Annotated in this window: 19 protein-coding genes; 7 read left to right on the forward strand and 12 right to left on the reverse strand. The window is 57.8% G+C overall.

The features are described 5' to 3' along the window. Positions 1 to 3 precede the first annotated feature (3 nt). The 4 genes from QV747_RS11420 (at position 4) to QV747_RS11435 (ending at position 3,815) form a co-directional block, all read left to right on the forward strand. Positions 4 to 984 (forward strand): ABC transporter ATP-binding protein, encoded by a 981-nt coding sequence (locus tag QV747_RS11420; RefSeq protein ID WP_047391094.1) that lies wholly within the window; start codon positions 4 to 6, stop codon positions 982 to 984. Next, on the forward strand, positions 977 to 1,972 hold the full coding sequence (locus tag QV747_RS11425; protein WP_273431739.1) for a dipeptide ABC transporter ATP-binding protein: 996 nt from the start codon (positions 977 to 979) through the stop codon (positions 1,970 to 1,972). The genes QV747_RS11420 and QV747_RS11425 overlap by 8 nt, the downstream gene beginning before the upstream one ends. A 104-nt stretch (positions 1,973 to 2,076) precedes the next feature. Then, positions 2,077 to 2,934 (forward strand): HDOD domain-containing protein, encoded by an 858-nt coding sequence (locus QV747_RS11430; protein WP_273431737.1) that lies wholly within the window; start codon positions 2,077 to 2,079, stop codon positions 2,932 to 2,934. 104 nt (positions 2,935 to 3,038) lie between these two features. Further along, the gene (locus QV747_RS11435) at positions 3,039 to 3,815 is read left to right on the forward strand and encodes a DUF2189 domain-containing protein (protein ID WP_028448357.1); all 777 of its coding nucleotides are present in this window, start codon (positions 3,039 to 3,041) and stop codon (positions 3,813 to 3,815) included. Between the two features lie 149 nt (positions 3,816 to 3,964). Here QV747_RS11435 and QV747_RS11440 read toward each other — a convergent pair whose 3' ends face one another. Beyond that, positions 3,965 to 4,897, reverse strand: a complete 933-nt coding sequence (locus QV747_RS11440) for a LysR family transcriptional regulator (protein ID WP_273431736.1) — start codon at positions 4,895 to 4,897, stop codon at positions 3,965 to 3,967. 102 nt (positions 4,898 to 4,999) lie between these two features. On the opposite strand from QV747_RS11440, the gene QV747_RS11445 reads away from it, so the two are divergent. Continuing rightward, entirely contained in the window at positions 5,000 to 5,602 is a 603-nt protein-coding gene (locus QV747_RS11445; RefSeq protein WP_273431734.1) for a short chain dehydrogenase, read from the forward strand. 130 nt (positions 5,603 to 5,732) lie between these two features. On the opposite strand, the gene QV747_RS11450 is transcribed toward QV747_RS11445, so the two are convergent. The 5 genes from QV747_RS11450 to QV747_RS11470 all read right to left on the reverse strand — a co-directional run bounded on the left by QV747_RS11450 (position 5,733) and on the right by QV747_RS11470 (position 10,143). Continuing rightward, positions 5,733 to 6,623, reverse strand: coding sequence for an SPFH domain-containing protein (locus QV747_RS11450; RefSeq protein WP_051258617.1), 891 nt, complete (start codon positions 6,621 to 6,623; stop codon positions 5,733 to 5,735). A gap of 204 nt (positions 6,624 to 6,827) precedes the next feature. Continuing rightward, positions 6,828 to 7,046 (reverse strand): RNA-binding S4 domain-containing protein, encoded by a 219-nt coding sequence (locus QV747_RS11455; RefSeq protein ID WP_028448360.1) that lies wholly within the window; start codon positions 7,044 to 7,046, stop codon positions 6,828 to 6,830. Positions 7,047 to 7,114: 68 nt separating this feature from the next. Further along, positions 7,115 to 7,705, reverse strand: coding sequence for a nucleoside triphosphate pyrophosphatase (locus tag QV747_RS11460; protein ID WP_273431731.1), 591 nt, complete (start codon positions 7,703 to 7,705; stop codon positions 7,115 to 7,117). Further along, on the reverse strand, positions 7,705 to 8,175 hold the full coding sequence (gene rlmH, locus QV747_RS11465) for a 23S rRNA (pseudouridine(1915)-N(3))-methyltransferase RlmH (RefSeq protein WP_047391107.1): 471 nt from the start codon (positions 8,173 to 8,175) through the stop codon (positions 7,705 to 7,707). Before rlmH ends, QV747_RS11460 begins: the two co-directional genes overlap by 1 nt. A gap of 156 nt (positions 8,176 to 8,331) precedes the next feature. Beyond that, entirely contained in the window at positions 8,332 to 10,143 is a 1,812-nt protein-coding gene (locus QV747_RS11470; RefSeq protein WP_273431729.1) for a TolC family outer membrane protein, read from the reverse strand. 183 nt (positions 10,144 to 10,326) lie between these two features. Between QV747_RS11470 and QV747_RS11475 the strand changes: the two genes are divergently transcribed. Continuing rightward, positions 10,327 to 11,019 (forward strand): transglutaminase-like cysteine peptidase, encoded by a 693-nt coding sequence (locus tag QV747_RS11475; RefSeq protein ID WP_273431728.1) that lies wholly within the window; start codon positions 10,327 to 10,329, stop codon positions 11,017 to 11,019. A 10-nt stretch (positions 11,020 to 11,029) separates the two neighbouring features. Further along, complete coding sequence (locus tag QV747_RS11480) at positions 11,030 to 12,934, forward strand: EAL domain-containing protein (RefSeq protein WP_273431727.1); 1,905 nt, start codon at positions 11,030 to 11,032, stop codon at positions 12,932 to 12,934. 314 nt (positions 12,935 to 13,248) lie between these two features. Here QV747_RS11480 and QV747_RS11485 read toward each other — a convergent pair whose 3' ends face one another. The 6 genes from QV747_RS11485 to QV747_RS11510 all read right to left on the reverse strand — a co-directional run bounded on the left by QV747_RS11485 (position 13,249) and on the right by QV747_RS11510 (position 24,300). Beyond that, positions 13,249 to 17,652 (reverse strand): retention module-containing protein, encoded by a 4,404-nt coding sequence (locus QV747_RS11485; protein WP_288791512.1) that lies wholly within the window; start codon positions 17,650 to 17,652, stop codon positions 13,249 to 13,251. 156 nt (positions 17,653 to 17,808) lie between these two features. Continuing rightward, positions 17,809 to 19,239, reverse strand: a complete 1,431-nt coding sequence (locus tag QV747_RS11490; protein WP_273432437.1) for an HlyD family type I secretion periplasmic adaptor subunit — start codon at positions 19,237 to 19,239, stop codon at positions 17,809 to 17,811. Then, a complete protein-coding gene (locus QV747_RS11495; protein WP_273432435.1) occupies positions 19,239 to 21,425 on the reverse strand; it encodes a type I secretion system permease/ATPase in 2,187 nt (728 codons plus the stop codon). Before QV747_RS11495 ends, QV747_RS11490 begins: the two co-directional genes overlap by 1 nt. Before the next feature lie 72 nt (positions 21,426 to 21,497). Next, positions 21,498 to 22,880: an FAD-binding oxidoreductase gene (locus QV747_RS11500; RefSeq protein WP_273432433.1), complete on the reverse strand. Its 1,383-nt coding sequence runs from the start codon at positions 22,878 to 22,880 to the stop codon at positions 21,498 to 21,500. A 137-nt stretch (positions 22,881 to 23,017) separates the two neighbouring features. Further along, the gene (locus QV747_RS11505; protein WP_273432432.1) at positions 23,018 to 23,959 is read right to left on the reverse strand and encodes a homoserine kinase; all 942 of its coding nucleotides are present in this window, start codon (positions 23,957 to 23,959) and stop codon (positions 23,018 to 23,020) included. A gap of 8 nt (positions 23,960 to 23,967) precedes the next feature. After that, complete coding sequence (locus QV747_RS11510) at positions 23,968 to 24,300, reverse strand: DUF2782 domain-containing protein (protein WP_051258623.1); 333 nt, start codon at positions 24,298 to 24,300, stop codon at positions 23,968 to 23,970. Between the last annotated feature and the right edge of the window lie 4 nt (positions 24,301 to 24,304).

The following is a 24,304-nucleotide window of genomic DNA, read 5'->3' on the forward strand; positions in this document are numbered from 1 at the left end:
GGCATGTTATTGGATATTCGTAATTTAAGTGTGAGCTTTGGCAGCACCGCGCAGCCGTTTCAGGCCGTATCCGGCCTGGATTTAGCGATTAACCGCGGCGAAATCGTCGGGATCGTCGGCGAATCGGGCTCGGGCAAATCGGTGACCATGCTAGCGCTGATGGGGCTGATTGATGCGCCTGGCCGCGTCACCGCCGATGCGCTGCAATTTGCCGGGCAAGATCTGCTGGGCATGAAAGCCGCGCAAAAACGCCAGATCATCGGCAAAGACATTGCGATGATTTTTCAGGATGCGCTCACCAGCCTGAATCCGGCCTACACCGTAGGCTATCAGCTAATGGAAACCCTGCGCCTGCATACGCCGCTGCGCGGGGCTGCGCTAAAACAACGCGCGCTGGAGCTCCTGGAACAAGTTGAAATCCCCGATGCCAAATCGCGACTCAATGCTTACCCACACCAGCTTTCTGGCGGGATGAGCCAGCGGGTGATGATTGCCATGGCCATCGCCTGTCAGCCCAAGCTGCTGATCGCCGATGAGCCCACCACGGCGCTGGATGTGACCGTGCAGGCGCAGATCATGGAGCTACTGGTCAATCTGCAAAAGCAGAATGATATGGCGCTGATTCTGATCACCCACGATCTGGCGGTCGTGGCTGAAGTAGCGCAGCGCGTGGTGGTGATGTATGCGGGTGAAGTGGTGGAAACCAGCAGCACCGAGCTGCTGTTTAATACCCCGCGCCACCCGTACACGCAGGCACTGTTGGCCTCGATTCCCGAACACAGCAAGGGCGCTAAGCGCCTGTCGACCTTGGCTGGCGTAGTGCCTGGCCAATATGACCGGCCAAGCGGCTGTTTGCTCAGCCCGCGTTGCCCGTACGCCACCGACACCTGTCGTACGCAACGTCCGCCGCAATTACCCCTATCGGGTACCAGCGTGCGATGCTTTACACCATTGAATGATAGCGGGATACCTAGCCATGAGTGAGCCGAACATCATCCTTGAAGCCAAAGGCTTGTCGCGCCACTATCAGGTGAGCCGCGGTTTTTTCCAGGGCCATGCCACGGTCAAAGCCCTGAATAATGTGTCATTCCAGCTGCAAGCCGGCAAAACCCTGGCCGTGGTCGGCGAATCGGGCTGTGGTAAATCCACCCTCGCCCGCCAGCTCACGCTGATTGAAGAGCCCACTGCCGGCGAGCTCAATATCGCCGGCGTAGCCATCGCCAAAGCCGATGCCGCCGCGCTCAAAGCCTTGCGCCCGAAAGTGCAGATGGTGTTCCAAAACCCATTTGCCAGCCTGAACCCGCGCAAGCAAGTGGGCGCCATGCTGGCCGAGCCACTGCAGCTCAATACCACGCTGAGCGCCAGCGAGCGCGAACAGCGCGTGCGCGAACAGCGCGTGCGCGAAATGCTGCAAATCGTCGGCCTGCGGCCCGAACATTATCACCGCTACCCGCATATGTTCTCGGGCGGGCAGCGCCAGCGCATCGCCATTGCGCGCGCCATGATGCTCAAACCGGCCGTGTTGGTGGCCGACGAGCCCACTTCGGCGCTGGATGTGTCGATTCAGGCGCAGATTCTGAATCTGTTTATGGATCTGCAAGACGAGCTGGGTACGGCCTATGTGTTTGTCAGCCACAATCTGGCTGTGGTGGAGCATATCGCCGACGATGTGATGGTGATGTATTTCGGCAGCACGGTGGAATATGGCGCCAAAGAAACCATCTTCCAGCAACCACTGCATCCGTACACCAAGGCGCTGATGTCAGCCACGCCAGCCATCCGGCAGGAAGATCGCCGCGCCAAGATCAAGCTCACCGGCGAATTACCCTCGCCGCTGAACCCGCCGACCGGCTGTGCTTTCAATACTCGTTGCCCGCACGCCAATGAGCGTTGCCGCAGCGAAGTACCGGTGCTGCGCCCGCTGGCGAATCGGATGATCGCCTGCCACCACATCGAAACAATCCCGCAGTAATCTAACAGTGGCTCGCTTAGGCGGGCCACTGCCCTTTTGGGCGTTGCGCCACGCGCTGGCGGCCACTATGCTGAAAACCTACTCACCGATTTCATCCTTACATCATGCAATTTGCCGATAAAACCGCCGAACAGCTGAATAACGAACGTTTCGCAATGCTGGAAGACATTGCCAAAGAGCTCGAAGGCGATGTCGTCTTTCCTACCTGTTTTGACGCGTCGGTGCAAATCAGCACGGTGATGAAAAGCAAAACCGCCTCGGTACAACGGATTGCACACGAAATTCAAAAAGACCCGCTGATCACCGCCAAGCTACTTAAGCTGGCTAATTCGGTGGTCTACAACCCGATGGGCAAACAAATCAGCGATCTGGGTAGTGCGCTGGCGCGGGTGGGCATGGATACGGCGCGCGCCACCGCGCTGGCCTGCGCCATGCAGCAGCTGATCCGCTCACGCGATCTGAATAATTTCGAGCCGATTTCCAATCGCTATTGGGTACACAGCCTGAAAACCTCGATGATCGCGCGCGTCATCGCCCGCCGCCTCACCCGCATCAACCCCGAAATCGCCATGCTGGCCGGACTGGTGCACGATCTGGGGGCGTTTTTTATGCTGGATCGGGCCGGTCGCTACGCCGAGCTGGCCGAGCGCCCGCGCACGGTGGAGTTTCTGATCGCGCAATGGCATGAAAGCGTGGGCAATATTTTGCTCGATTCACTGGGCTTGCCCGAAGAAGTGGTCGAGGCGGTTAAAGAAATTGACGTGCCACGGGCGTTTGTTGAAACCCCGCGCAGTCTGTCGGATGTGGTGTACGTGGCCAATCTGTTTGCCGGCGGCTTCTGGGAAATGCAGCTTCTGGATATCCCCAACCTGGAAGAACCCAAAGAGCTCAGCTACGGCCGCTATACCGAATTGCAGGCCGAGATGGATGAAGCCTGCCAGGAAATGATCAGCATGTTCTAAACCCATGAATTGGCAAGTTATTTTGCCATTCATCGGCTCAATGCAACCCGCGCCGCCATCGCAGTCTAACTCAGGGTGAAAGACCTTAGGCTGGAGGTGGCATCATGGCAACACATCTGTCTGCGCTGGACCGGCATTTCACACTGCCCGCCACGCGCGCAATTACCCTCACGAGCCCGCTGCGCTGGCTCGCCCGTGGCTGGCAGGATTTACGCGCCAACCCCGGCCCGAGCCTCACTTACGGGCTGCTCATCACCGCAATCGGCTGGCTGCTGTTATCACTGGTTGATACCCACAGTCATTTCTTTACCACCCTGTTGACCGGCTTTTTACTGCTAGCGCCACTGGCTGCCAGCGGGATTTATGAGCTGAGTAGCGAGCGCGAAGCCGGGCGGCCGACTTCATTCCTGCATTCGTTGCGCGATGCCGGCCGCAATCTGGGGCAAACAGCGTATATCGGCGTGGTATTAACCCTGATCGCCATTGCCTGGGAGCGCATTTCAGCCATTCTGTTTGCCCTGCTATACGGGGGGATGGTACCGGCTGAAACGCCTTTATGGGAGGCCTTTACCGGGCAATACCTCAACTTCACCTTAATCTGGGTATTCTGCGGTGCGGTATTAGCCGCCTTTGTGTTTGCCCTGACGGCGGTTTCGCTGCCGATGTTAGCCGATCGAGAAGTCGATAGCATCACCGCCATGATGACGAGCTTGCGGGCGGTGATGGAAAACGGCGCCCCCATGTTGCTGTGGGCCATGCTGATTGTGGCCATTACCGCGCTGGGGCTGGCCACCTATCTGGTCGGCTTGATTGTGCTGTTCCCACTGTTGGGCCATGCCAGCTGGCATGCCTATCGGGATTTGGTGGCCGCAGAGGAATAAGCCACGCTGGTATCTGTACCTAGTAGCTGTGCCCAGCCGCGCATGGGCAATTTGAGCCATCGTCAGTGCAGAGATGGCAACGATGTTCCCCGTGGCGCAGAGCGCGCCGTTTGGCGCCAGTGCAGACTGGCGCCTTTTTTCTGCCCAGTTTATTGCAGCAGCGCCGCTTGCTCAGGCGCAGCAAACCAGGCCAGCAAAAACTCGACCAACGCCCGCACCTTGGCCGGCTGCGGCAGCCGCTGTGGATACACCAGATACAGCGGCTGCCCCGGCAAGGCATAGTCGGGCAGCAGCCGCTGCAGCTGTCCGGCTGCGACTTCTTTGGCCACCAGATAAGTTGGCAAGCGCGCCACCCCGGCGCCGGCCAGCGCCAGATTACGCAGCAGGTTGTAATCATTGGCCTGCAGCTTGGCACTCACCGCCACGGCTTCGAGCTGGCCCGCACGGCTCAGCGGCCAATGGCCGGCGTTGCCAAAATGCATATTCACCAAGCACGGTAGCTGCGCCAGATCGCTGGGCTGGCGCACCGGCGGCCAGCTGGCCAGTGCAGCCGGGGCCGCCACCAGCCAATCGTGCATAATCGCCAGCGGCCGGCTTACCAGCCGCTCGGGCGGCGGTAAATTGGCGCGGATCGCCAGATCAAAGCCTTCCGCTTCCAGATCATGCGGGGTGGCCGATAAATCCAGCGCCACCGTCACCTGCGGATAGCGCGCCTGAAATGCCAGCAGCGCCTGCGCCATAAATACCCCGCCAAAACTAGTGGGCACCGTTAGCCGCAAATGCCCGGCGATCTCCTGCCGCTGCTCGGCCAGCTCCAGCTGCGCCGCTTGCAAGCGCGCCTGCCAGTCGCGGCAATGGGCTAAATACAATTGCCCCGCCTCAGTCAGATGCAGCCGCCGGGTGGTGCGATACAAGAGCTGGCTACCGAGCGCATGCTCCAGCTGGCGAATCTGCTTGCTCAGTGCGGCCTTGGAAATCCCCAGCTGCGCCGCCGCCGCCGTAAAGCTGCCTTGCTCCACCACACAGGCAAAAGCCATCGCCCACGGCCATTGCTGCTGCAATGCTTGCCATTGTTGCGGCATATTGTTATCCCCAAGTGAACATTGATTTCGATTTTAGCGGATTTATCTGCCGATTAAGCTGGAATAAGCTGTAGTCACTTACCTACATCACTGGAGCAAAACATGAAGATCCTCTTAATCGGTGCCAGCGGCACCATTGGTCAAGCCGTTTACCAAGAATTAGCCCCTCGCCACGAAATCATCACCGCCGGGCGCAATAGCGGGGATTTGCGGGTTGATTTACGCGATCTTGCCAGCGTGCAAGCACTGTACGCCGCGGCCGGCCCAGTCAATGCCGTGGTCTCAACCGCCGGCAATGTGCACTTTGGCGCGATGGCCGAAATGACACCGGAGCTATTGGGCGTGGGTCTGGCGGATAAATTGATGGGGCAGGTAAATCTGGTACTGGCCGGCCAGCATCTGCTGCAAGATGGTGGCAGCTTTACACTGGTCAGCGGCGTACTGTCGGCCGACCCGATTGTGTATGGCAGCAGCGCCAGTATGGTCAATGGTGCGCTCGATAGTTTCGTGCGCGCAGCGGCCATCGAATTACCGCGCGGTCTGCGTATTAATGTGGTTAGCCCAACGGTGCTCAGCGAATCTTTACCGAGTTACGGCCCCTACTTCCGCGGTTTTGAAGCCGTGGCCGCCGCTAAAGTCGCGCGCGCCTTTAGCAAAAGCGTGGAAGGCAAACAAACTGGGCAGGTGTATATCGTTCAAGGCTAATTGGTATTTGGCTTAGCGCGATATACCCTTCCGAAAGCCGACCGTATGTACTGCTTATGGATTGACTTAGGCTCTACTCAGCCATAACCAGCAGCAGCCCTCACCTTACCGGCGAGGGCTGCTTGGCGGCTTAGTTCACATTCACCATCGCGTTGGTGTTGGCGCCGAGGCTGGTGGTAGGCAATTTGCCATCCCATTTCTCGATCCACAGCGTTTGGTTTTTCACCTGCGCGGCTTGCGCGCCGTATTTCTTGATCGCCTCACCCACGACTTCCAGTGCTTTGGCATCGCCCTCGGCTTCGGCGATTTTGGCCTCGGCCTTACCTTTGGCCACCGCGACAGCATTGGCGGCATCGGCTTGGTTTTTACGCAGCAAAGCTTCGGATTGCAGCGCTTCTTGCGTAGCCTGAATCTTGGCGTTGATGGCGTTCTGGATATTCACCGGCAGGCGCAATTCGTTCACAAAGCCAAATTGCTCCACCACGATGCCGTACTGATTCATCTCCTGATTCAGCTTGCTGCGCACCTGCTCCGCTAGGCGAATTTTCCCACCGGCCAGCAGGCCTTCGGCATCGTACGCCGTGCCATAGCTATTAAGCGCATTACGAATCGCGTTGCGGATAATCTGGCTGGTGATTTCCTCGTAGCCCCGTTTGTATTTCTGGTACAGCACCGGGGCTTTGCTGGAATCAATGCTGTAAGAAATACTGATATCCGCATTGATCACCACGCCAGATGCCACCTGAAAATTCATGGATTCATCGCTAGCCGAGCCTTCGGTTTTCGATTGCGTCCAGGTGTAGGTCTGGGTAAAGGTCGGAAACTCGACCACACTGGTGCCAATGCCGATCAGATGCCAACCGCTAGATAGCGGCACTGGCTCCACCTTACCGTCAATCCGGTTGAATTCGACCCCCACATGGTTAGCCGCCACCGATGCCACGAATAGGTTCAGGATAAAACCCAAGCCCACAATCAGCGCAGCCCCACTCACCCACACTGCATGTCGTATGCCATTCATTGTCATTCCCCTTAATCAGCCACCGCCTCGACTGTGCGGCGTACCCACCCAGCATATGTAAGCAAGGGGCGGCTGAATATGCGGAAAACTCGAAGGATATGTCAGGTTTTTCTTGGGGAGAGGTGAAGAGAAAGACTGGCCAACCCACTAGCTGGGCTCTGGTGGGAAACCCGGGCACACCGCGCTGGACGCGCGGTCATACACTCAAGCGGCAACGACCTTGATTTGCTCACCCAAACATTCCACTACCATACCGGGGCGGATTTTGGCGGTTTTGCGCGTCTCGATGGCGCCATCCACCAGCACATCACCAGCGGCAATCATCAGCTTGGCTACACCGCCCGAGGGGGCCAGCGCAGTGGCTTTCAGTAAGTCGCACAGGGCGATGTGCTCGTGCTGCAGAGTAAAAATCTGTTCGTTCATTTTGCTTTCCATGTAAACGGGGTATTGCTCGGTAAACCAATTAGCACCATAGCCAAAGGCCGATACCCCTATTGTGCTAACCAACCTAAACCATGCTCCGCCAGCAGCACCGCGGTATCGTGCAGCGGCAAGCCCATCACGCCGGTGTAGCTGCCTTCCAGTTGCGCCACAAATAAGCCACCGATGCCTTGAATACCATAGGCGCCGGCTTTATCCATCGGCTCGCCGCTAGCCACATAGGCGGCAATTTGCGCCGCACTGAGAGGCGCGAACTGCACCCGGCTGACATTCAGCCGGGTTTGCACGCCCTGCTCGGTGCGCAGCGCGAGGCTGGTCAGTACTTCGTGCGTGCTGCCCGATAGTTTGCTCAGCATGGCCGTGGCATCAGCGGCATCGAGCGGTTTGCCTAAAATTTCATCGCCCAGCACCACCGAGGTATCTGACGCCAGTACCGGCTTGAGCGCCAAGCCCATTTCCTGCAAATGCCGCCAGCCCGATTCGGCTTTTTCTACCGCCATGCGGATCACATAGTCGCGCGGGTTTTCGTTCGGCCGCGGGGTTTCATCGATCGGCGCGGCGATGCGCTCAAACATTACGCCGGTTTGCGCTAGCAATTCTTTACGGCGTGGGCTGCCGGAAGCCAGATAGAGTTGGGTCATTATTCGCGGTGATACGGGTGGTTATTTAAGATGGATACGGCGCGGTACAGCTGCTCGGCCAGCATCACGCGCACCATGCCGTGCGGCAGCGTCATCGCCGATAGCTGCAGCAATTGATCGGCGCGCTGCTTGATTTTCGGATCGAGCCCGTCGGTGCCGCCGATGATAAAAACCGTTTCGCGCCCGTCGATTTGCCACTGCTTCATGTTTTCAGCCAGCTTCATCGTCGTCCAGTTGGCGCCGCGCTCGTCCATCGCCAGCACGCGGGCGTCATTAGGAATCGCGGCTAGAATGCGCTCGGCTTCCTCGGCCATCACTTGCTGCGGCGTGCGCGCGCTGATGCGCTTGTCGGGTTTTAGCTCGGTGAGCGTCAGGGCAAAGTCGCGCGGCATGCGCTTGGCAAATTCGTTGTATCCGTCAGAAATCCAATCCGGCATTTTGTGGCCGACGGCGATGATATGCAGTTTCATACGGCAGGCTTTATTCAATCATGCGGTATGATAGCAGCTTGCATCGCCGGGCGAACAAAAGCCCGCCAAGGTGGGCGGGCTTTCGGGATGTTGGCACCGGGTATATCGACCTAAGCTTTATTCGATAAGCGACCCAGATCAATACCTAGCCAGGTATTACTCAGTGCGACCGCTAGTCACGCGCTCGCGCTGGATCTTCCATTTGCCACCTTCTTGCACCAGCTCCAGCGTCTTTTGCACGGTGTCGCTGTAGTCTTGCGAGCGGTATTGCTGGGTGAAGGTCACTTCGCTGCGCTCTTTGCTGACTACTTTGCAGCTTGGCTGTTCCAGTTTCAGCGTGATCGGGCCTTCTTTGGTTACGCGTACGCGGCGTTTGGCAGCCCAATCGGCGCGGCTGCGGCCGCCACTGGCTTCAAAGCTTTGCGCGTAGAAGCCCAGATAGGTGTCCAGCTGTTTGCCCGACCAGGCGGCCGACCAGTTGCTGACCAGATCGGTGACGGCTTTCTCGCAAGTGCTGCTGTCCGCCGGTTTGGCTTCCGGGGCTGGGGCCGGAGCGGGCATGGCTGGGCGTGGTGGACGACCGGCCAGGGCGGCGTCGCGGTCGAGTTTCACGCTGTCGATCAGATTGCCGCCGCAGGCGATTTTTTCATCATCGCTGATGCTGTCGCCCAGATCATCCGCCGGGGCGGTGTTTTCCAGCGGGGCCAGTTGCAGCGCGCCCAACAGCTGGTGGGTTTGCGCCAGTACGCGCGCTTGCGCCAGCTGGTAGTCAAACTCGCCATTCACCAAGGCGATGCGTGCTTCGAACAATTCGTTTTCGGTATCCAGTACGTCCAAGAGCGAGCGCTGGCCAATGTCGAACTGGCGGCGGAAGGCATCGCGCGATTTCTCGGTGGCCAGCACGTGCTGATCCAGATAGCCGATCTGCTCTTTCAGCTTGGCGGTGTCGTTCCAGGCGATCTGGGTGGTTTGGCGAATATCGCGGCAGACTTTGTCGCGCACTTCATAGGCCACATTCAAGAGCTCGGCGTATTGCGCCGCGCGCGCCGTGGTGGTGCCACCGCGGAACAGGTTGTAATTCATCACCAGCTGGATGCTGCTGTCGCGGTAGTTGCCATCCAGATTGTCGCGGTTTTTATCCAGACCTTGGCTAGCGCGCAGCTCGAAGGTTGGGTAGTAATCGCTCTTCTTGTTTTGCGCATCAGCGCGGGCCGAGCGGATGTTGTACACCGCGGCTTTAAATTGCGGGTTGGTTGCCAACTGAGTGCGCAGGCTGGCGGTATCGCGCGGCAAGACCGAGGCCAGATCGGCTGGTTTGCTCATGTCATTGCTGGGGGCCATGCCGGTCAGGCGCTCGTAGCGGGCCGACACATCATGCAGATTGGAAGACTGGGTCAGCCAATTGGATTCGGCCAGCGCCAAACGGCCGGTGGCGGTTTCCAGATCCACGCGGCGGCCCACGCCAGCATTCACACGCTCGGCGATCTGATCGTAGGTTTCTTTGTGGATGGCGTAATTGTCACGCGCCAGATTCACCAGCTCACGGTAGCGCAAGACATCCAGATACGCCTGGGTGGTTTCCAGCGCCGCTTGATCGCTGGCGGCCAGCAATTCGTAATAGCGGGTCAGTTTGCCATAGCCGAGGCGGCGCACTTCGGTTTGGGTGGCGAAGCCATCAAACAGCATCTGACGCAATTCCAGATTCACGCCAGGGTGCGTGAAACTGCCGGTTTTGCTCTTCGGATAATCTTTGTTTTCGACGCCGTAATAGCCATTCAGATCGACGCGTGGATAGTAATTCCCCTTGGCGGCATTTTGCTCTTCGCCCGCGGCTTTGTAGCTCAGCCATTTCATGCGTACTTCAGGGTTTTTGAGGATGGTTTGCTCGACAGCGTCTTGCAGGCTGGCGGCGCCCGCTGCCGTGGCCCAGGCAATCAACGTACAGGCCACACTTAATTTCAATTTCATACTCATTTCCCCAGCAGCAATCATTCATCGAATGGATTCAGTCTAATTGCAAATTGGGAGGTCAGCTGAATTGCTCGCTGCAAACTGTTTTTTTTGGCGCGATTGTAGCGAGATACACACGCTCAATATATCTGGCGTTTATACTGGGCTTTTGCGACTGAAGCGACGCGCCGTTTATTTCCCATGTTGGCTCTCCGCCTATTTTATCTACGCCTGCGGCCCCTGCTGCTTGCCCTCAGCCTGGGTGGCCTGCTGCTGGCCAGCTGGCCGGCGTGGTCGAATTGGGATTTCGATAAATTATTAAAAGTCGCGCAGCAAAAATACGGGGCCAATGCCGCCAAAACCGTGAGCGAAGTGCAAAACCTGCTCGGTAGCCTGAAAGCTGCGGCCGAGCCGGACAAGCTGAAACGGGTCAATGAGTATTTTAACCGCAAGCTGGCCTTCACCGACGATAGCGCGCTGTGGAATGCTCCCGATTACTGGGCTACGCCGCTGGAAACCATCGGCAAACAAGCCGGCGATTGCGAAGACTTTGCCATCATCAAGTACTTCGCCCTCAAGGAATTGGGCGTCGCACCCGAAAAATTACGTATGAGCTATGTCAAAGCCAAAATTGGCGGGGCCAACAGCACCGTCACGCAGGCGCATATGGTGCTCACCTACTACCCCACCCCGGACGCCGAGCCTTTGATTCTGGATAACCTGATTACCGACATCCGCCCGGCCAGCCGCCGGCCAGATCTGGTACCGGTATTTAGTTTTAATCAGGCCGGGATTTTTACCGGCGGGGGAAACCAGCCGGCCGGCTCGATTGACCGACTGTCGCGCTGGAAAGATGTTTTGCTGCGCATGCAGAGCGAAGGGATTGATTTTTAAGGATTTGGCTATGTCGTTATTTCGCCAGGTATGGCTCATGATTATTGGCTCGGCACTGTTGGCTTTCGTGGCCGCTTTGCTGGTCAGCACGCTCAGTGCCCGGGATTACCTGCAAACCCAGCTCTACACCCAGAGCAATGACACCGCCACGGCGCTGGCGCTGTCGATGTCACAACAAAGCGGCGACCCAGCCATGCTGGAGCTCATGAGCAGCGCGCTGTTTGATTCCGGCCATTTCGAGCTCTTGATTGTGCGCGACCCGCATCACAAGGTCTTGATTGAATTACGCAATAAAGAGCTACCAAGCGACGTGCCACACTGGTTTGTGCAAGCCTTTCCGATTCAGGTGCAGTCGGGGCAGGCGCTGATCAGCAATGGCTGGAAACAGGCCGGCTCGGTCGAGATTCGCGCGCATAGCAAATTTGGCTATGAATCGCTGTGGAGCAGTGCGCAAAAGCTATTTATCTGGATGCTCCTCGGGGGTATTGCCGTCGGGGGCTTGATGCACTTTGTGCTCACGCGTATACGTAAGCCGATCACCCAAATTACCGAACAAGCCCACGCGATTACCGAGCGCCGCTTTATCGCGCTGCCTGAGCCGCGCTATATCGAGCTGCGCCCTGTTGCCGCGGCGATGAATGTGATGGTGGCGCAAGTAAAAGCCATGTTTGACGAACAGGCGGCGCGGATTGATCAGCTGAAAAAAGACGCCAACCGCGACCCGGTAACCGGCCTAGCCAATCGCAGCTTCTTTATGGGCCGGCTATCCAGCTTGCTAGGTGGTGAAGACAGCCCGCCAGAAGGCTATTTGCTGATGCTACGCCTGCATGATCTGGGGCAAATTAACCGCAACCTCGGCCGTGAAGCCACCGACCGCTTGCTGGCCGAGCTGGCTGGCTTGCTGGCCAAACAGGCCGATGAACACGAAGGCTGGGTGGCCGCCCGGCTGAATGGTGCCGATTTTGCCTTGGCAGCGCCCGAATTAAGCGATGGCACGGCGCTGGCCGAACAGCTGCTGGCCGAGCTGGGCGCCTTGGCACCAAGCGAAACCAATCTGCTGCATCTGGGCTACAGCCACTACAGCCGTGGCGAGACCATGGGCGAATTGCTGGGCCGCACCGATGCCGCGCTGGCCCGCGCCGAAGCGCATGCCCACAATGCACTGGCCGATGCCGCCCATCAGCCAACCCAGAGCAGCAAACCCAGCGCCGAATGGCGCAGCCGCCTGCAAACGGCGATCGAACAGCAGCAATTTGTGGCGCATAGCTTCCCGGCAATTGATTGGCAGGGCAAAGTTCTGCACCGCGAGCTGATGTTGCGCCTGCCGGATCTGGAAACCGACGAGTTGTTGTCCGCCGGGGTGTTTATGCCCTTTGCCGCGCGCTTTGATCTGCTGCCGGCCATTGATCTGGCCGCGATCCGGCTGGCGCTCGAGCTGCTGGCAGCGCAGCCTGATGATGTGGCCGTGAATGTGGCGCCGCAATCGATGCGCGACAGCCGCTTCCGCCGTGAACTGGTGCAATTGCTCCAAGCCCAAACGCTGGCCCCCCGCCAGCGGCTGTGGCTGGAAATTGCCGAACAGGGCTTGGGGCAAGATCTGGAATCGCTGGCGACTTTTGCCGCTGAAATGCATCAGCTGGGGCTCAAAGTGGGGATCGAACACTTTGGCCGCCAGTTTGGCAGTATGCCGCGGCTGTATGATTTACCGCTGCATTACCTGAAAATCGACGGCAGCTTTGTGCACGAAATTGATCAGCACGAAGGCAACCAGCATCTGGTCAAAGCCATGGTGGGTATCGCCAGCAAATTGGGCATCCGCACGCTGGCCGAGCTAGTGCGTACCGAAGGCGAATGGCAACAACTGCAAGCGCTGGGCCTGCATGGCGCGACCGGGCCAATTACCCAGCATAAGTAAGCAACAGCATCTGGGTATATCGCTACAAGCTTTATTTGAAAAGATCTGCAGCCATATACCCACCTAGGCCGATTAACTTACCCACAAAAAAGCCCCCGTTTTACGGGGGCTCAGATTGATGACCAACCCCACTCGCGAAGCGAGCCCCCCCAAGGAAGGGACGGGAGGGGTGGGAATAGAACACCAAGGCTGCAGATTCAAAGCCTTATTTTCTAGGCTCGGCTGTGCCGAGACTTGAATCATGTTGTTATTCCACTTTGCTAGCAGCCTGAGCCCCCGTAGATACGGGGGCTTTTGCATGCCGAGACGAAAGCTTAGTCAGTCAGCAGGTTTTTATTGTTCAACAGGTTTTGGATCACCGTTTGATCATTGCTGCCGGTGGCGCCTAAATCGACGTTTTTCAGAATGATGGTCTGATCTTCAGCGCCTTTATAATCGGCCGCCAGCCCGGTGAATTTACCCGCGCTGCTGATGTGCACAATGGTGTCGCTGCCCGATTTCTCGAAATGCAGATACTGGGTGAGATTACCGCTGTTTTCCCCTTGCAAGAGATCACGCAGATCCAGCGCATCGCCGGTATTGGCCGTTTTGTCGAAATCCACAATCAGGTCAGTGGCATTGTTCACCACATTCACCGTGCTGCCCACACCGTAGACATTCCCCGCCCCGGCGGCCGTGGCCCCCGGAGTGCTGGCCTGATCGCCCAAAGTCCATTTAAAGACATCCGAGCCGGCGTCACCACGCAGCAGATCATTGCCAGTACCGCCGACGAGCAAATCATTGCCAGCACCACCGCGCAGAATATCCAGCCCAGCGCCGCCAAACAGCTTGTCGTTGCCGGTACCACCATACAGCGCATCGGAGCCGTTTTCGCCAAACACGGTGTCATCCCCTGCGCCAGCATTCACCAGATCGGTCACCGGCTGCATCTGGTTCACAATCGATTGCACCAGTTTGTCGTTATTAGCCGTTGTGGCCAAGGTGCCATCGGCAGCCATGAGGAAATCTTTGCGCGCGCCGGTATAGAACTCGGCCAGCGTCCCCTCGAGGACCGAATTATTGGCACTCTGGGTTTCACCCATGTAGATCAGATCATTACCGGCCCCAGCCTCAACGTGGTCATTGCTACCACCGGTGAGGATCACCTGGCTATTGCCGGTGCTGGTGGACGAATATTGCGCCCCGGGCTGCGGCACATTATTGGCATTGAAGTAAGCCGAAGTCGCCACATCAATCACATTGCCAGCGCCAGACTCAGGCCCTTGCACAAAGTAAGACCCTACCCCGCCGTCACCGGCACCATTGAGCACCGCATCGGGCGGCACCACCCGCACAAAGACAATCGCCGTATCCGTGCCACCAAAGCCATCGCTGATGGTGTACTCGATTTGCGCCTCACCCAGCCAGCCGTTGCTAGGGGTAAAGGTCAGCGTGCCATCGGCATTTTTGCTCACCGTACCATTGCCGGCCAGTACGGTTGGGGTACCGATAATGGTTACGGCATCCCCCTGCGCATCGCGGTCATTGCTCAGCACATTCACCGTTACTGCCTGATTTTGCTTGGTAAAGGCGTAGTCATCTGCCGCGATTGGCGGAGTGTTGTAGCGTGGCGGAATCACATTCAGGGTCAGAATGCTATTCGAGGTGTCTTTATCGCCATCATTGTCGATCAACGTGTAGCCAATTTTCTCTTGGGTAGTGGCGGTGAGGTTAGTGGGTGGCGTGTAGGTGTACTTACCATCATCCAGATCAACCACAAACAGGCCGCCCAGCGCGGTGGTAATTTTCAGAACATGGTTAGTCGCATCGAAGCTGTATTTATTGCTAGTAGCCGACGGGGTGATGGTGTTCGCCGTGGCGTCAAAGGTGTATTTGATGCCATCGACGGTCACATCGTTAATATGCCCACCATCGGCGCCAAACAGGCTCGATGCGGTACCACTCACCGCAATCTGACCCGATGTTGGGGTCAGCACGGTATCGCGCAGGATCGGTGGCAATTGCGACAAATCAGTCACGATAATCGCATTGGCCTCTGTACCAGTGCCGACGCCATTGTAGGCCAGCGGATCCAGATTAGTGCCACTCACACCAGAACCCAAGCCGATGGCCAGCGAGTTGATGTCTTTGCTGTTGAGGAAATTGGTCCAGTTGGTGATTTCTGTCCCAACAATCCCCACGCTACCGGTGCCATTGTCTTCGGTCGGCACGCCGTCCGAGAAGAAATAAGCCACATTCTGCCCGCCCGGCAGTTTGCCAGCGTCATCGTAGCGCGAGGTGACCTGCTGCAGGGCGGCATCGTAATCGGTGCCGCCACTGGCAGTTAAGGCCGCCAGCACTGATTTCGCTTCTGCTGCGGTAATCCAGGTCGTGCTACCCCGAACACTGGCGCTGCTGCCAAAGGTCACCAGCATGACTTTCACGTCACCGACATTGTCATAGTCATTGATCAGCTGGGTGAGCGCCTCTTTGGCCACCTGCAGGCGGGTTTTGCCAGCAATCCCGCTTGGGTCATTCATACTGCCGGAGATGTCCAGCGTGAGAACCAGATTGGTGTTCACATACGGCATTTGCACATCCACCGTTTTGCTGACACCCAGCGGCATATCGTCTTCAACGTTCACCGTGAATTTACCGCTGGCGCTCAAGCTACCGTCGCTGGCTGTCACGGTAACGTCAAACGAGTTTACGTCTTCCACTCCTTTACCGGCATGATCCAGTGGCCCGCTCAAGGTGACGGTGTATTTACCGCTCGCATCGATATTGATGGTGAGGATCGGATTGCCATTCACACTGCCGACCAGATTGGTCGTGCCATTGCCAGACCACACTAGCGGCACACCACCCGAGCTCAACCCGGTTGGGGCCGTGAGCGCCAAGCTTACCGCAGCGCTATCTACATCACCAAAAGTCACCATGCCCTGAGCAGTAGTGCTATCGGTCGTATCGCTGGTACCGGTCGTGTCTTTCAGGCCGCCCGACAGGCCTTCTTCAGACACGGTCACCGCGGCCGTATTGATAGTCAGGGTCGGCGCATCATTTACGGCAGTGACTTTAATCGTGCTCACAGCCACATTGCTATCAAGCGCACCATCGTTGACCACCACATTGATCGTGCGATCCACCGTGCTAGGGTTATCCGAGCTGGAGCTAAAGCGGATGGCCTCAATCGCGGTTTCGTAATTGGCCTTACTAGCAAGGCCTGTGAGCGTGATGACAACCTGGCCATTCACCAGCGTTTGGCTCGCGGTAATACCAGCTGGCAAGGTGCCCACCGTCAACAGATCACCAAGCTGTGGATTAGTCAGCGTAATCACCGCTTTGGTCAGGTTCGCGCTATCCACATCGGTAATCAGTGAGTCGGTATCCGCAATGGCCACACCTGCGCCATTCTCGGTATAGCTCGTGCTGTAACCAGTACCCGTAGCGCTGGCATCCAGATCCAACACTGGCGCGTCGTTCGTGCCATTGATGGTGATGCTCAGTTTGGCGCTGCTGGTGGTGCCGTCGGCGTCGCGAACGGTGTAGGTGAACACTTCGTCGGTGAGGCTCTGCCCCGGATTGAGGGCGTTCACCGTCGGGTTGCTGTTGTTCAGCGTGTAGGTGTAGCTGCCATCGGCATTCAGCGTCAGCGTGCCGTATTTGCCGGTGAGCGTCCCGGCATTGGTGACGGTCAGGCCAGTGTCGGCGCTGTTCTGGTCGGCGACGCCGCCTTTGGCGTCGCCCAGCACCACCTGGCCAGTCACGCTGGCGGTGTTCTCCAGAATGCTGTTGCTGTCATCTTTGGCCACCGGTGCCGTGTCTTTGATGGCAATGTCCAGCGTGTCGCTGGCGGTGACGTTGTTGTTGTCTTTAACCACCACGCTGATGCTGTCGATCACGTCGGCGTTGTTGGTGTTGCTTTGCACGTTCGGGTCGTAGGTGTAGCTGACCTTGCCGGTGGCGGCATCAAAGCCGGTGAGCTTGAGCGTGCCTTCGCCGGTGTTGATGCTGACCGGTGTGCCGCTCAGGCCATTGAGCTGGGCGAGCGTGAGGGTGGTGGTGCCAATGGTGACCTCTTTGAGGCCATCGGGGGCTTTGACGGTGAAGTCGCCGGCCACGGGGCCGTCGCTTTCCAATACCGTCATGTCGCTTGGGTCTGAAGATGGTAGACCACTGCCTCCATCGGTATTTGGGATCTCGGTACTAGGCTGGCCGAGGCTTTCGGCCGCCAAGACGGAGCTCGGGATGGTAATCTCAACCGTAGGCAGTGGGTTCTCGCCAAAATCGAAACTTACGGGGTTCACCGCTTCGGCGATGCGCAGTAGCCGAACAAAGCCACTGCCTTCATCCGAGCCACCAGCGCCACCCAGACCTGCGGCGGTGGCCTCCAGATCCTGGCTGAGATCCTGGCCGGCATTCAGCGCTGCAATAATCTGATCCGCGCTGGCATCCGTTGAGGCGACTTTAGCCTCAGTCGCATCCGTGGGCTGATTGCCAGTCAAATCCGCATCAAGCAGTAGCTCACGCCCGGCGCCCAACTCCACTAACTGGCCATTAGGCAACATCAGCGTCACTTGGCCGTTGGCCGAGGTATGAATCACCTGACCTTCCAGCAATTGATCGCCGGTCACAACGGGGGTCTCTTTACCGGTGGCATCGCGAATGAACGCCTCGCCCGCAACAACAACAATACCCTGTGCGCTACCGGATTTACTATTTGCAACTGTGCTGGCCATGATCGAACTCCACCCGCTGAACCGAAAAAAGGTTTTTTAAACCTAGGACACGGATAGTCTTAATTCGACTGTACCAAAGTACAATCTGGCGATGCCTCTATTGACGGCATAAGAAAAACGCCCCATTCGGGGCGCTTTTCAGACAGGCGGCATGGCTTAGCGTTCGGTTAATGCACTGGATTTTGCTTTCAACACGGGCTTGAGCAAATACGACAGCACCGTTTTCTTGCCAGTGAGGATGTCTACTTCAGCCACCATCCCCGGAATAATCGGCAGGCGTTTGCCATCTTTATGCAGGAAAGCTTCTGAGGTCCGCACGCGGATGAGATAAAAGGCGTTGCCTTTCTCGTCTTTTACCGTGTCGGCACCGATCTGCACCACCTCGGCATCCAGCCCGCCATAGACCGAAAAATCGTAAGCACTAAACTTCACGGTGGCTTTTTGCTGCGGACGCAGGAAAGCAATATCACGCGGCTGGATTTTTACTTCCAGCATCAGACTTTCACCCGCAGGCACAATCTCGATAATGTCCTTCCCCGGCTGTACCACCCCGCCCACGGTATTGGCAAACAATTGCTTGACCGTACCATCCATGGGCGAGCGGATTTCAGACTGCTTCACCCGATCTTGCAAGCCAACGCTACCGGCTGACAATGCGCTCAACTTACCGCTAGTTTCGGCCAGCTCGGTCCGGGCTTGGTTGCGGAATATCAGCTCCACCTCCTGAATCTTGCGATTCGCCTCGGCCATCGCCGCCTGCACGCGCGGAATTTGCGCCCCGGCGCTATCACGTTCGCCCTGATAGCGCGATACATCCCGCTCCAGCCGCAAGACTTCCACATCCGATACCGCGCCTGATTTCAACAACGGCCGGGTGGCGTCCAGCTCTTTCTTGGTCAGCTCATAGCCTTGGGCGGCCTGCTCGCGACGCGCGCGGATTTCGTTCAACTCTTGAGTGCGTTGATTCAACTGCTGGCGAGCGATGCCCACCGACGCATCCAGCTCCGAGCGTTTAGATTGGTACAGCATTTCTTCTTGTGCCGCGATTTGCGGCGCCTGGCTGCTGACCTCGGCCGGCATATTCAGGCTCGTACCATTGGCGAGCGCTTCCAGTCGCGCGGCCTTGGCTTTCAAAGATAAAAACTGCGCATTACTTTCTTTGAGGGTCGAGACAAAGCGGGTTGGGTCGATTTTCAGCAGTAACTGCCCTTTTTTGACCTGCTGCCCCTCGCGCACCAAAATCTCTTGCACACTACCGCCATCTAGGCTCTGAATGACCTGCAGTTCCCGCGAAGGAATTACCTTGCCCTCGCCTTTGGTGACTTCATCCAGCTCAGCCAGGGCAGCCCAAATAATCAGCGCCAGCACCGCCAGCAAAGACAGCCGAATCAGAATCCGCGCCTTGTAGGGGCTTTGCTCGGCAATCGTATGGGTGGCATCGGCCACATAGTTAGAGTCATCGATCAGATCACGATCATCGGCAAAAAAGATATACCGATCGAACATCATATTGCTAAAGCTGCGCAGGTTTTCCCAACTACGCTTGATGAAGCCGGGCTTGGCCGGCTGTGTGTGTGGTGCATTCATTATGCGCCCCCTCCTGCCTTGCCAATCCGCCCTTGCTGCAATGCCTCCACCACCTGGGCTTTCGGCCCATCGGCCATCACCTGCCCTTGATCAATCACAATCAAACGATCAACCAGCTCCAGCAAGGAGGTCCGGTGCGTCACCAACAGTAGCGTTTTGCCGGGCAGATAACTACGCAGCTTGGCCTTGAGCCGCTCTTCACTTTGATGATCCATTGAGCTACTTGGCTCATCCAGCAACAAGACCGGCGGATCATTCAAGACCGCCCGGGCAATCGCCACCGCTTGCCGTTGCCCGCCCGATAGCGACTCGCCACGCTCGCCAATCGGCATATCAAAACCACGCGGGTTGGCGTTGGCAAATTCGGCAATCCCCGCTAATTCGGCTGCGGCCAAAATCTGGCTGTCATCGCAAGCACTGCTGCCCAAGGCAATATTCTGTTTCAGCGAACCAAAAAACAGCAGCGGGTCTTGTGGCACATAGCCAATCGCTTTGCGCAGCTCGGCGGGGTCAATCTGACGGGTGTCGATCCCATCTATCAAGACCGCGCCTTCATCGGGCTGATACAGCCCCAGAATCAATTTTTCCAGCGTGGTTTTACCCGAACCTACCCGGCCGATAATCCCCACCCGTTCACCAGCCTTCAATTTGAAACTGACGTTTTTCAGTGCTAAATCATCACGCCCGGTCGAGCGATAAGTGAACGACACATTGCGAAACTCGATTTCGCCGCGGAACGACTCACGATGCAGAAAAGCGCTATCTGCTGGCCGTTCAACCGGCATTTGCATATGGCTTTCCACCGCACCGAGCGAGGTCTTGGCATTTTGGTATTGCATTAGCAAACCGGCGACTTGGCCTAGCGGGGCCATCGCCCGCCCAGCCAGCATTGAGGCGGCAATAATGCCCCCCATTGAGATCTGACCATCAACCAGCAGATACACGCCGACAATCACCGTCACTACCGACACCAGCTGTGCTACGGCCTGAGCGAAATTCACCGTGGTGGTTGAAATCAGCTTCAGGCGGCCACCAATTTGCGCCAGAAAGCGGGTGGCGCGCTCGTAGCGGCGCTGCATTTCACCCTCGGCCCGCATCACCTTGATGGTTTCCAACCCCACCATACTCTCTACCAGCGTGGCATTACGCTGCGCCGCGGCTCGTTGAGTTAACTCCACCAGCTGGTTCATCTTGTCCTGTGCCAACCACGAGAACAGCACAATCAGCACAGAACCCACCAGCGGCGGCAACAGCAACCATGGGGAAATCCAAGTCAACACGAGGAAGAAAATCAGTACAAAAGGCAGATCAACCAGGGTGGTGATCGAGGCAGAGGCAATAAAATCGCGCACCGACTCGAACGCGCGCAAATTGGCGGTGAAAGAACCCACCGAGGCCGGCTTGGCCTGCATTTTCACGCCCAGCACCCGCTCCATAATCAGGCCGGAGAGCGTTACATCAATTCGCTTGGAGGCCACATCCAGAATGTAGCCGCGCGCCGTGCGCAATACGAAATCAAACCCCAGCACCAGCACCGCCCCAATCGCCAGCACCCACAGGGTTTCGACGGCGTGATTGGGCACCACGCGGTCGTACACATTCATCGAAAACAGGGGCATTGCCAAGGCAAACAGATTGATCAGCAAGGCCGCAAACAGCGCGTCGCGATAAATCCGCCAATTGTCATACATTGCGCCCCAGAACCAATGCCGCTCGCGTACCTGCCCCATTTCGGGAGTGCGGGCATCAAAGCGAAACCGCGGACGCACGACGATGACAAAGCCAGCGTAGAGCTTCAGCAGCTCAGCGCCTTCCAGTACCTCGGATGATTCGCCACTTTCCGGAAAACGCACGCGGAATTTCGCGCCGGGCAGTCGCTCTAGCAGCACACAAGCGCGGTGGTTATTCAGCAGTAAAATCGTTGGGTATAAGCGCTCGGGAATATCTTCGAGCTTTTGCCGCAATACCCGTGCCGATAAACCCGCCCTTGCCGCCGCACGGGGCAGCAGTGAAGGGGTGAGCTGGTTATTCACCAGCGGCAAACCCGCCGCCAGCGCCTGGGCGGTCCATGGTTCACCATGTACACGGGTAATTTCGACCAGACAATCCAGCAGCGGGTCAAAATGCCCCTGCCCTTCGCCTAAATGCCAGCCAAATCCATCATTGCTCGTGCTTGTCTGCGTCATGCCCGATCCTAAAGGTCCGCGATGTTGTTGTTCTCTGGAACTGCGCCCAGTCTAGCGCGGCTTGTGCTCTACTTACAAAACTTTGCCAGGATTGAGCAGGCCGGCGGGGTCTAAGGCCTGCTTGATTTGCCGCATCAGAGTCAGCTCCAGTGGACTGCGCACACTGCGCAAGGTGTCGCGCTTAAGTTGCCCGATGCCGTGTTCGGCGCTGATACTGCCGTGCAAAGCCGCGACATGCCGATAAACGATGGCATTCACCGCCGCTTCCTGCTGATACACCCCAGCCGTTTTATCGGCCAGAAATAGGTTGTAATGCAGGTTGCCATCTCCCAAATGGCCAAAGGCCACAATCCTTACATCTGGAAATGACGCTTGCATTTCAGCATCGCATATTTGCAGAAAGTCCGGAATTGCCCCGATGGGCAGACTGATATCGTGCTTGATGCTCACGCCTTCTACCCGCTGCGCCTCGGGGATCGACTCGCGCAGCTGCCAAAATAGTGCCGCTTCGCTGGCATTATTCGCCACATAGGCCTCTTCCAGCCCGTGAGCAAACAGATATTCAGCCAGGCGCTCGGTCAGCTGCTCACTCTCGCCCCCATCTGATAACTCGATCAGCACCGACCAGGCCGGCGGTGGCGAAAACGGCTGGGCCAGGCGAGGAAAATGCTGCTGCAACAAGGCCAAACACGGGGCAGAAATCAGCTCGAACGAGGTCACCCGGTCGCCCACCTCGGCCTGCAATCCGCGCAGCAAATCCACCGCTGCCTGCGGGTCGCTCACCGCCACCAGCGCGGTGGCATGGGCAGTTGGCAGCGGATATAAGCGCAGCACCGCCTTGGTAATCAGCCCCAGCGTGCCTTCCGAGCCCACAAACAGCTGCTTCAGATCATAGCCGGTATTGTCTTTTCGCAGCCCGCGCGCGCCATCCCAGATCTCGCCATCGGCCAGCACGACTTCCAGCCCCAGCGTCAGCTCGCGCATATTGCCGTAGCGCAGTACATTCACGCCGCCGGCATTGGTCGCCAGCGCCCCGCCGATCTGACAGCTTTCAAATGCCGCCCAATTGGCCGGAAACAGCCGGTTTGCCGCCAGCGCCGCCTGCTGCACCGCCGCCAAGGTCACGCCGGCTTCTACCGTCATGGTGTTGTTGTCAGCATCCACCTTGATAATTTGCTGCATGCGCTCGAAGGAGATCACCAGCGATTGGCCACTGGCCAGCGGCGTGGCCGCGCCACACAGGCTGGTATTGCCCCCTTGCGGCACGATGCTCACGCCATGCGCTGCGCACAGTTTCACCAGCTCTTGTACTTGCGCCGTGCTGTTCGGGCGGGCCACCGCTAGCGCCTCGCCCTCATAGCGGCGACGCTGATCCAAACAATACGGCGCCGTGTCGGCGCCGAACAAAATCGCATGGGATTGTTGCCATGCCTGCAATTCCGCGAGCAGTGTCATTACGGGTCTTGGGCCTTTCGCCTGCACGGCGAAAACGGGGTTAAAACGGGGGCGGCGATGCCGATCGGCATTACCGTATAGCCACCCAGCCTAGCCTGATCAAGGTATAGCGGGCAATACCACCCCCAGTATATTACTTAAGCCAGCCAGAAATCCTGCCGGGCGGCATGATGCTGAATCACGCGCTGGAAATGCGTCGGGTCTTTGGCGAAAGTCATCTCGCCAGCAGCCGGCTGGTAAAAATCCAGCAGGCGCGACACCCAGAAGCGCAGTGCCGCGGCGCGCAACATCACCGGCCAATCGGCCACTTCGGCCGCAGTCAGCGCACGTACGCTTTGATAGCCAGCCAGCATGGCGCGGGCGCGGGTATCGTCGATATCGCCATCGGCCAGCACACACCAGTCGTTCAGGGTAATCGCCAGATCGTAGAGCAGGATATCGTTGCAGGCGTAGTAAAAATCGATAAAGCCGCCCACTTCATCGCCATTCATCAACGCATTGTCGCGGAATAAATCGGCATGAATCACGCCGCGCGGCAGCTGATCAAATTTGTGCAGCGATTGCAGCTGCACTTCGGCATGCAGCTGGGCCGCATCGGCTTCAGCCATATACGGATACATTTGCTGCGCGGTGTCGGTCCACCAGCGCGGGCCGCGCGGATTGGCCATCTGCCCGGCATAGCTTTGTGCAGCCAGGTGCATTTGCGCCAGCATTTGACCCACCTGGCGGCATTGCGCGGCATTCGGCTGCTCGATCACCGCACCGGGCAGACACGGCACCAACAGCGTGGGCCGGCCATTGAGCGTATCAATATACTCACCCGCGGCATTGGCAATCGGCGCCGCAATCGCAATGCCCTGCTCGCCCAAGTGCACCATCAGGTTCACGTAGTACGGCAGCTCGTCGCTGCGCAGGGTTTCAAACAGGGTCAGCACATAGCGGCCCTGCGTGGTGGTCACAAAATAATTGGTATTGGTAACGCCGGCGGCAATGCCTTTGAGCTCCAGCAACTCGCCCAGCGGGTAACGCGCCAGAAAGGGGCGCAGCTCGTCGGCACTAACAGTGGTAAAAACAGACATGAATACTCTCAGAATTCCAGCAACACCCACGTCGGGATGGCGATATTGCCCACATCGTCGCGGCGCATGAATTCGCCTTTGCCGGTCGGGTCGATCAGATAATAGGGTTTCCCCACTTTCGGGGTGACTTTCACTTGATACAACTTGCCGTGCAGACGGTATTCGGCAATCGTGGCATCCGCTTTTTCGATGATGCGCACTTCAGGGGCCTGTTCGGCCAAAGAGGGTGTGTCTTCGGTCGGCATGGGTGGTGGCAGATCGGCCACCACTTCGGCCAGCGCTGGGCTTGCCAGCAAAGTACTGAACAGCAGGGCCAGCAGGCGGGTTCGCAATTCACGCATGGCG

Origin of the sequence: uncultured Chitinibacter sp. (assembly GCF_945957625.1) — a bacterium.
Lineage (GTDB): Bacteria > Pseudomonadota > Gammaproteobacteria > Burkholderiales > Chitinibacteraceae > Chitinibacter > Chitinibacter tainanensis.

Excerpts from the sequence above, each read along its gene's own strand:
- QV747_RS11425 (WP_273431739.1), top strand. The coding sequence starts at position 977 with ATGAGTGAGCCGAACATCATCCTTGAAGCCAAAGGCTTGTCGCGCCAC.
- QV747_RS11510 (WP_051258623.1), bottom strand. The coding sequence starts at position 24,300 with ATGCGTGAATTGCGAACCCGCCTGCTGGCCCTGCTGTTCAGTACTTTG.
- QV747_RS11490 (WP_273432437.1), bottom strand. The coding sequence starts at position 19,239 with ATGAATGCACCACACACACAGCCGGCCAAGCCCGGCTTCATCAAGCGT.
- QV747_RS11440 (WP_273431736.1), bottom strand. The coding sequence starts at position 4,897 with ATGCCGCAACAATGGCAAGCATTGCAGCAGCAATGGCCGTGGGCGATG.
- QV747_RS11420 (WP_047391094.1), top strand. The coding sequence starts at position 4 with ATGTTATTGGATATTCGTAATTTAAGTGTGAGCTTTGGCAGCACCGCG.
- QV747_RS11500 (WP_273432433.1), bottom strand. The coding sequence starts at position 22,880 with ATGACACTGCTCGCGGAATTGCAGGCATGGCAACAATCCCATGCGATT.
- QV747_RS11430 (WP_273431737.1), top strand. The coding sequence starts at position 2,077 with ATGCAATTTGCCGATAAAACCGCCGAACAGCTGAATAACGAACGTTTC.
- QV747_RS11450 (WP_051258617.1), bottom strand. The coding sequence starts at position 6,623 with ATGAATGGCATACGACATGCAGTGTGGGTGAGTGGGGCTGCGCTGATT.
- QV747_RS11475 (WP_273431728.1), top strand. The coding sequence starts at position 10,327 with ATGTTGGCTCTCCGCCTATTTTATCTACGCCTGCGGCCCCTGCTGCTT.
- QV747_RS11485 (WP_288791512.1), bottom strand. The coding sequence starts at position 17,652 with ATGGCCAGCACAGTTGCAAATAGTAAATCCGGTAGCGCACAGGGTATT.
- QV747_RS11455 (WP_028448360.1), bottom strand. The coding sequence starts at position 7,046 with ATGAACGAACAGATTTTTACTCTGCAGCACGAGCACATCGCCCTGTGC.
- QV747_RS11505 (WP_273432432.1), bottom strand. The coding sequence starts at position 23,959 with ATGTCTGTTTTTACCACTGTTAGTGCCGACGAGCTGCGCCCCTTTCTG.
- QV747_RS11495 (WP_273432435.1), bottom strand. The coding sequence starts at position 21,425 with ATGACGCAGACAAGCACGAGCAATGATGGATTTGGCTGGCATTTAGGC.
- QV747_RS11445 (WP_273431734.1), top strand. The coding sequence starts at position 5,000 with ATGAAGATCCTCTTAATCGGTGCCAGCGGCACCATTGGTCAAGCCGTT.
- rlmH (WP_047391107.1), bottom strand. The coding sequence starts at position 8,175 with ATGAAACTGCATATCATCGCCGTCGGCCACAAAATGCCGGATTGGATT.
- QV747_RS11480 (WP_273431727.1), top strand. The coding sequence starts at position 11,030 with ATGTCGTTATTTCGCCAGGTATGGCTCATGATTATTGGCTCGGCACTG.
- QV747_RS11435 (WP_028448357.1), top strand. The coding sequence starts at position 3,039 with ATGGCAACACATCTGTCTGCGCTGGACCGGCATTTCACACTGCCCGCC.
- QV747_RS11460 (WP_273431731.1), bottom strand. The coding sequence starts at position 7,705 with ATGACCCAACTCTATCTGGCTTCCGGCAGCCCACGCCGTAAAGAATTG.
- QV747_RS11470 (WP_273431729.1), bottom strand. The coding sequence starts at position 10,143 with ATGAAATTGAAATTAAGTGTGGCCTGTACGTTGATTGCCTGGGCCACG.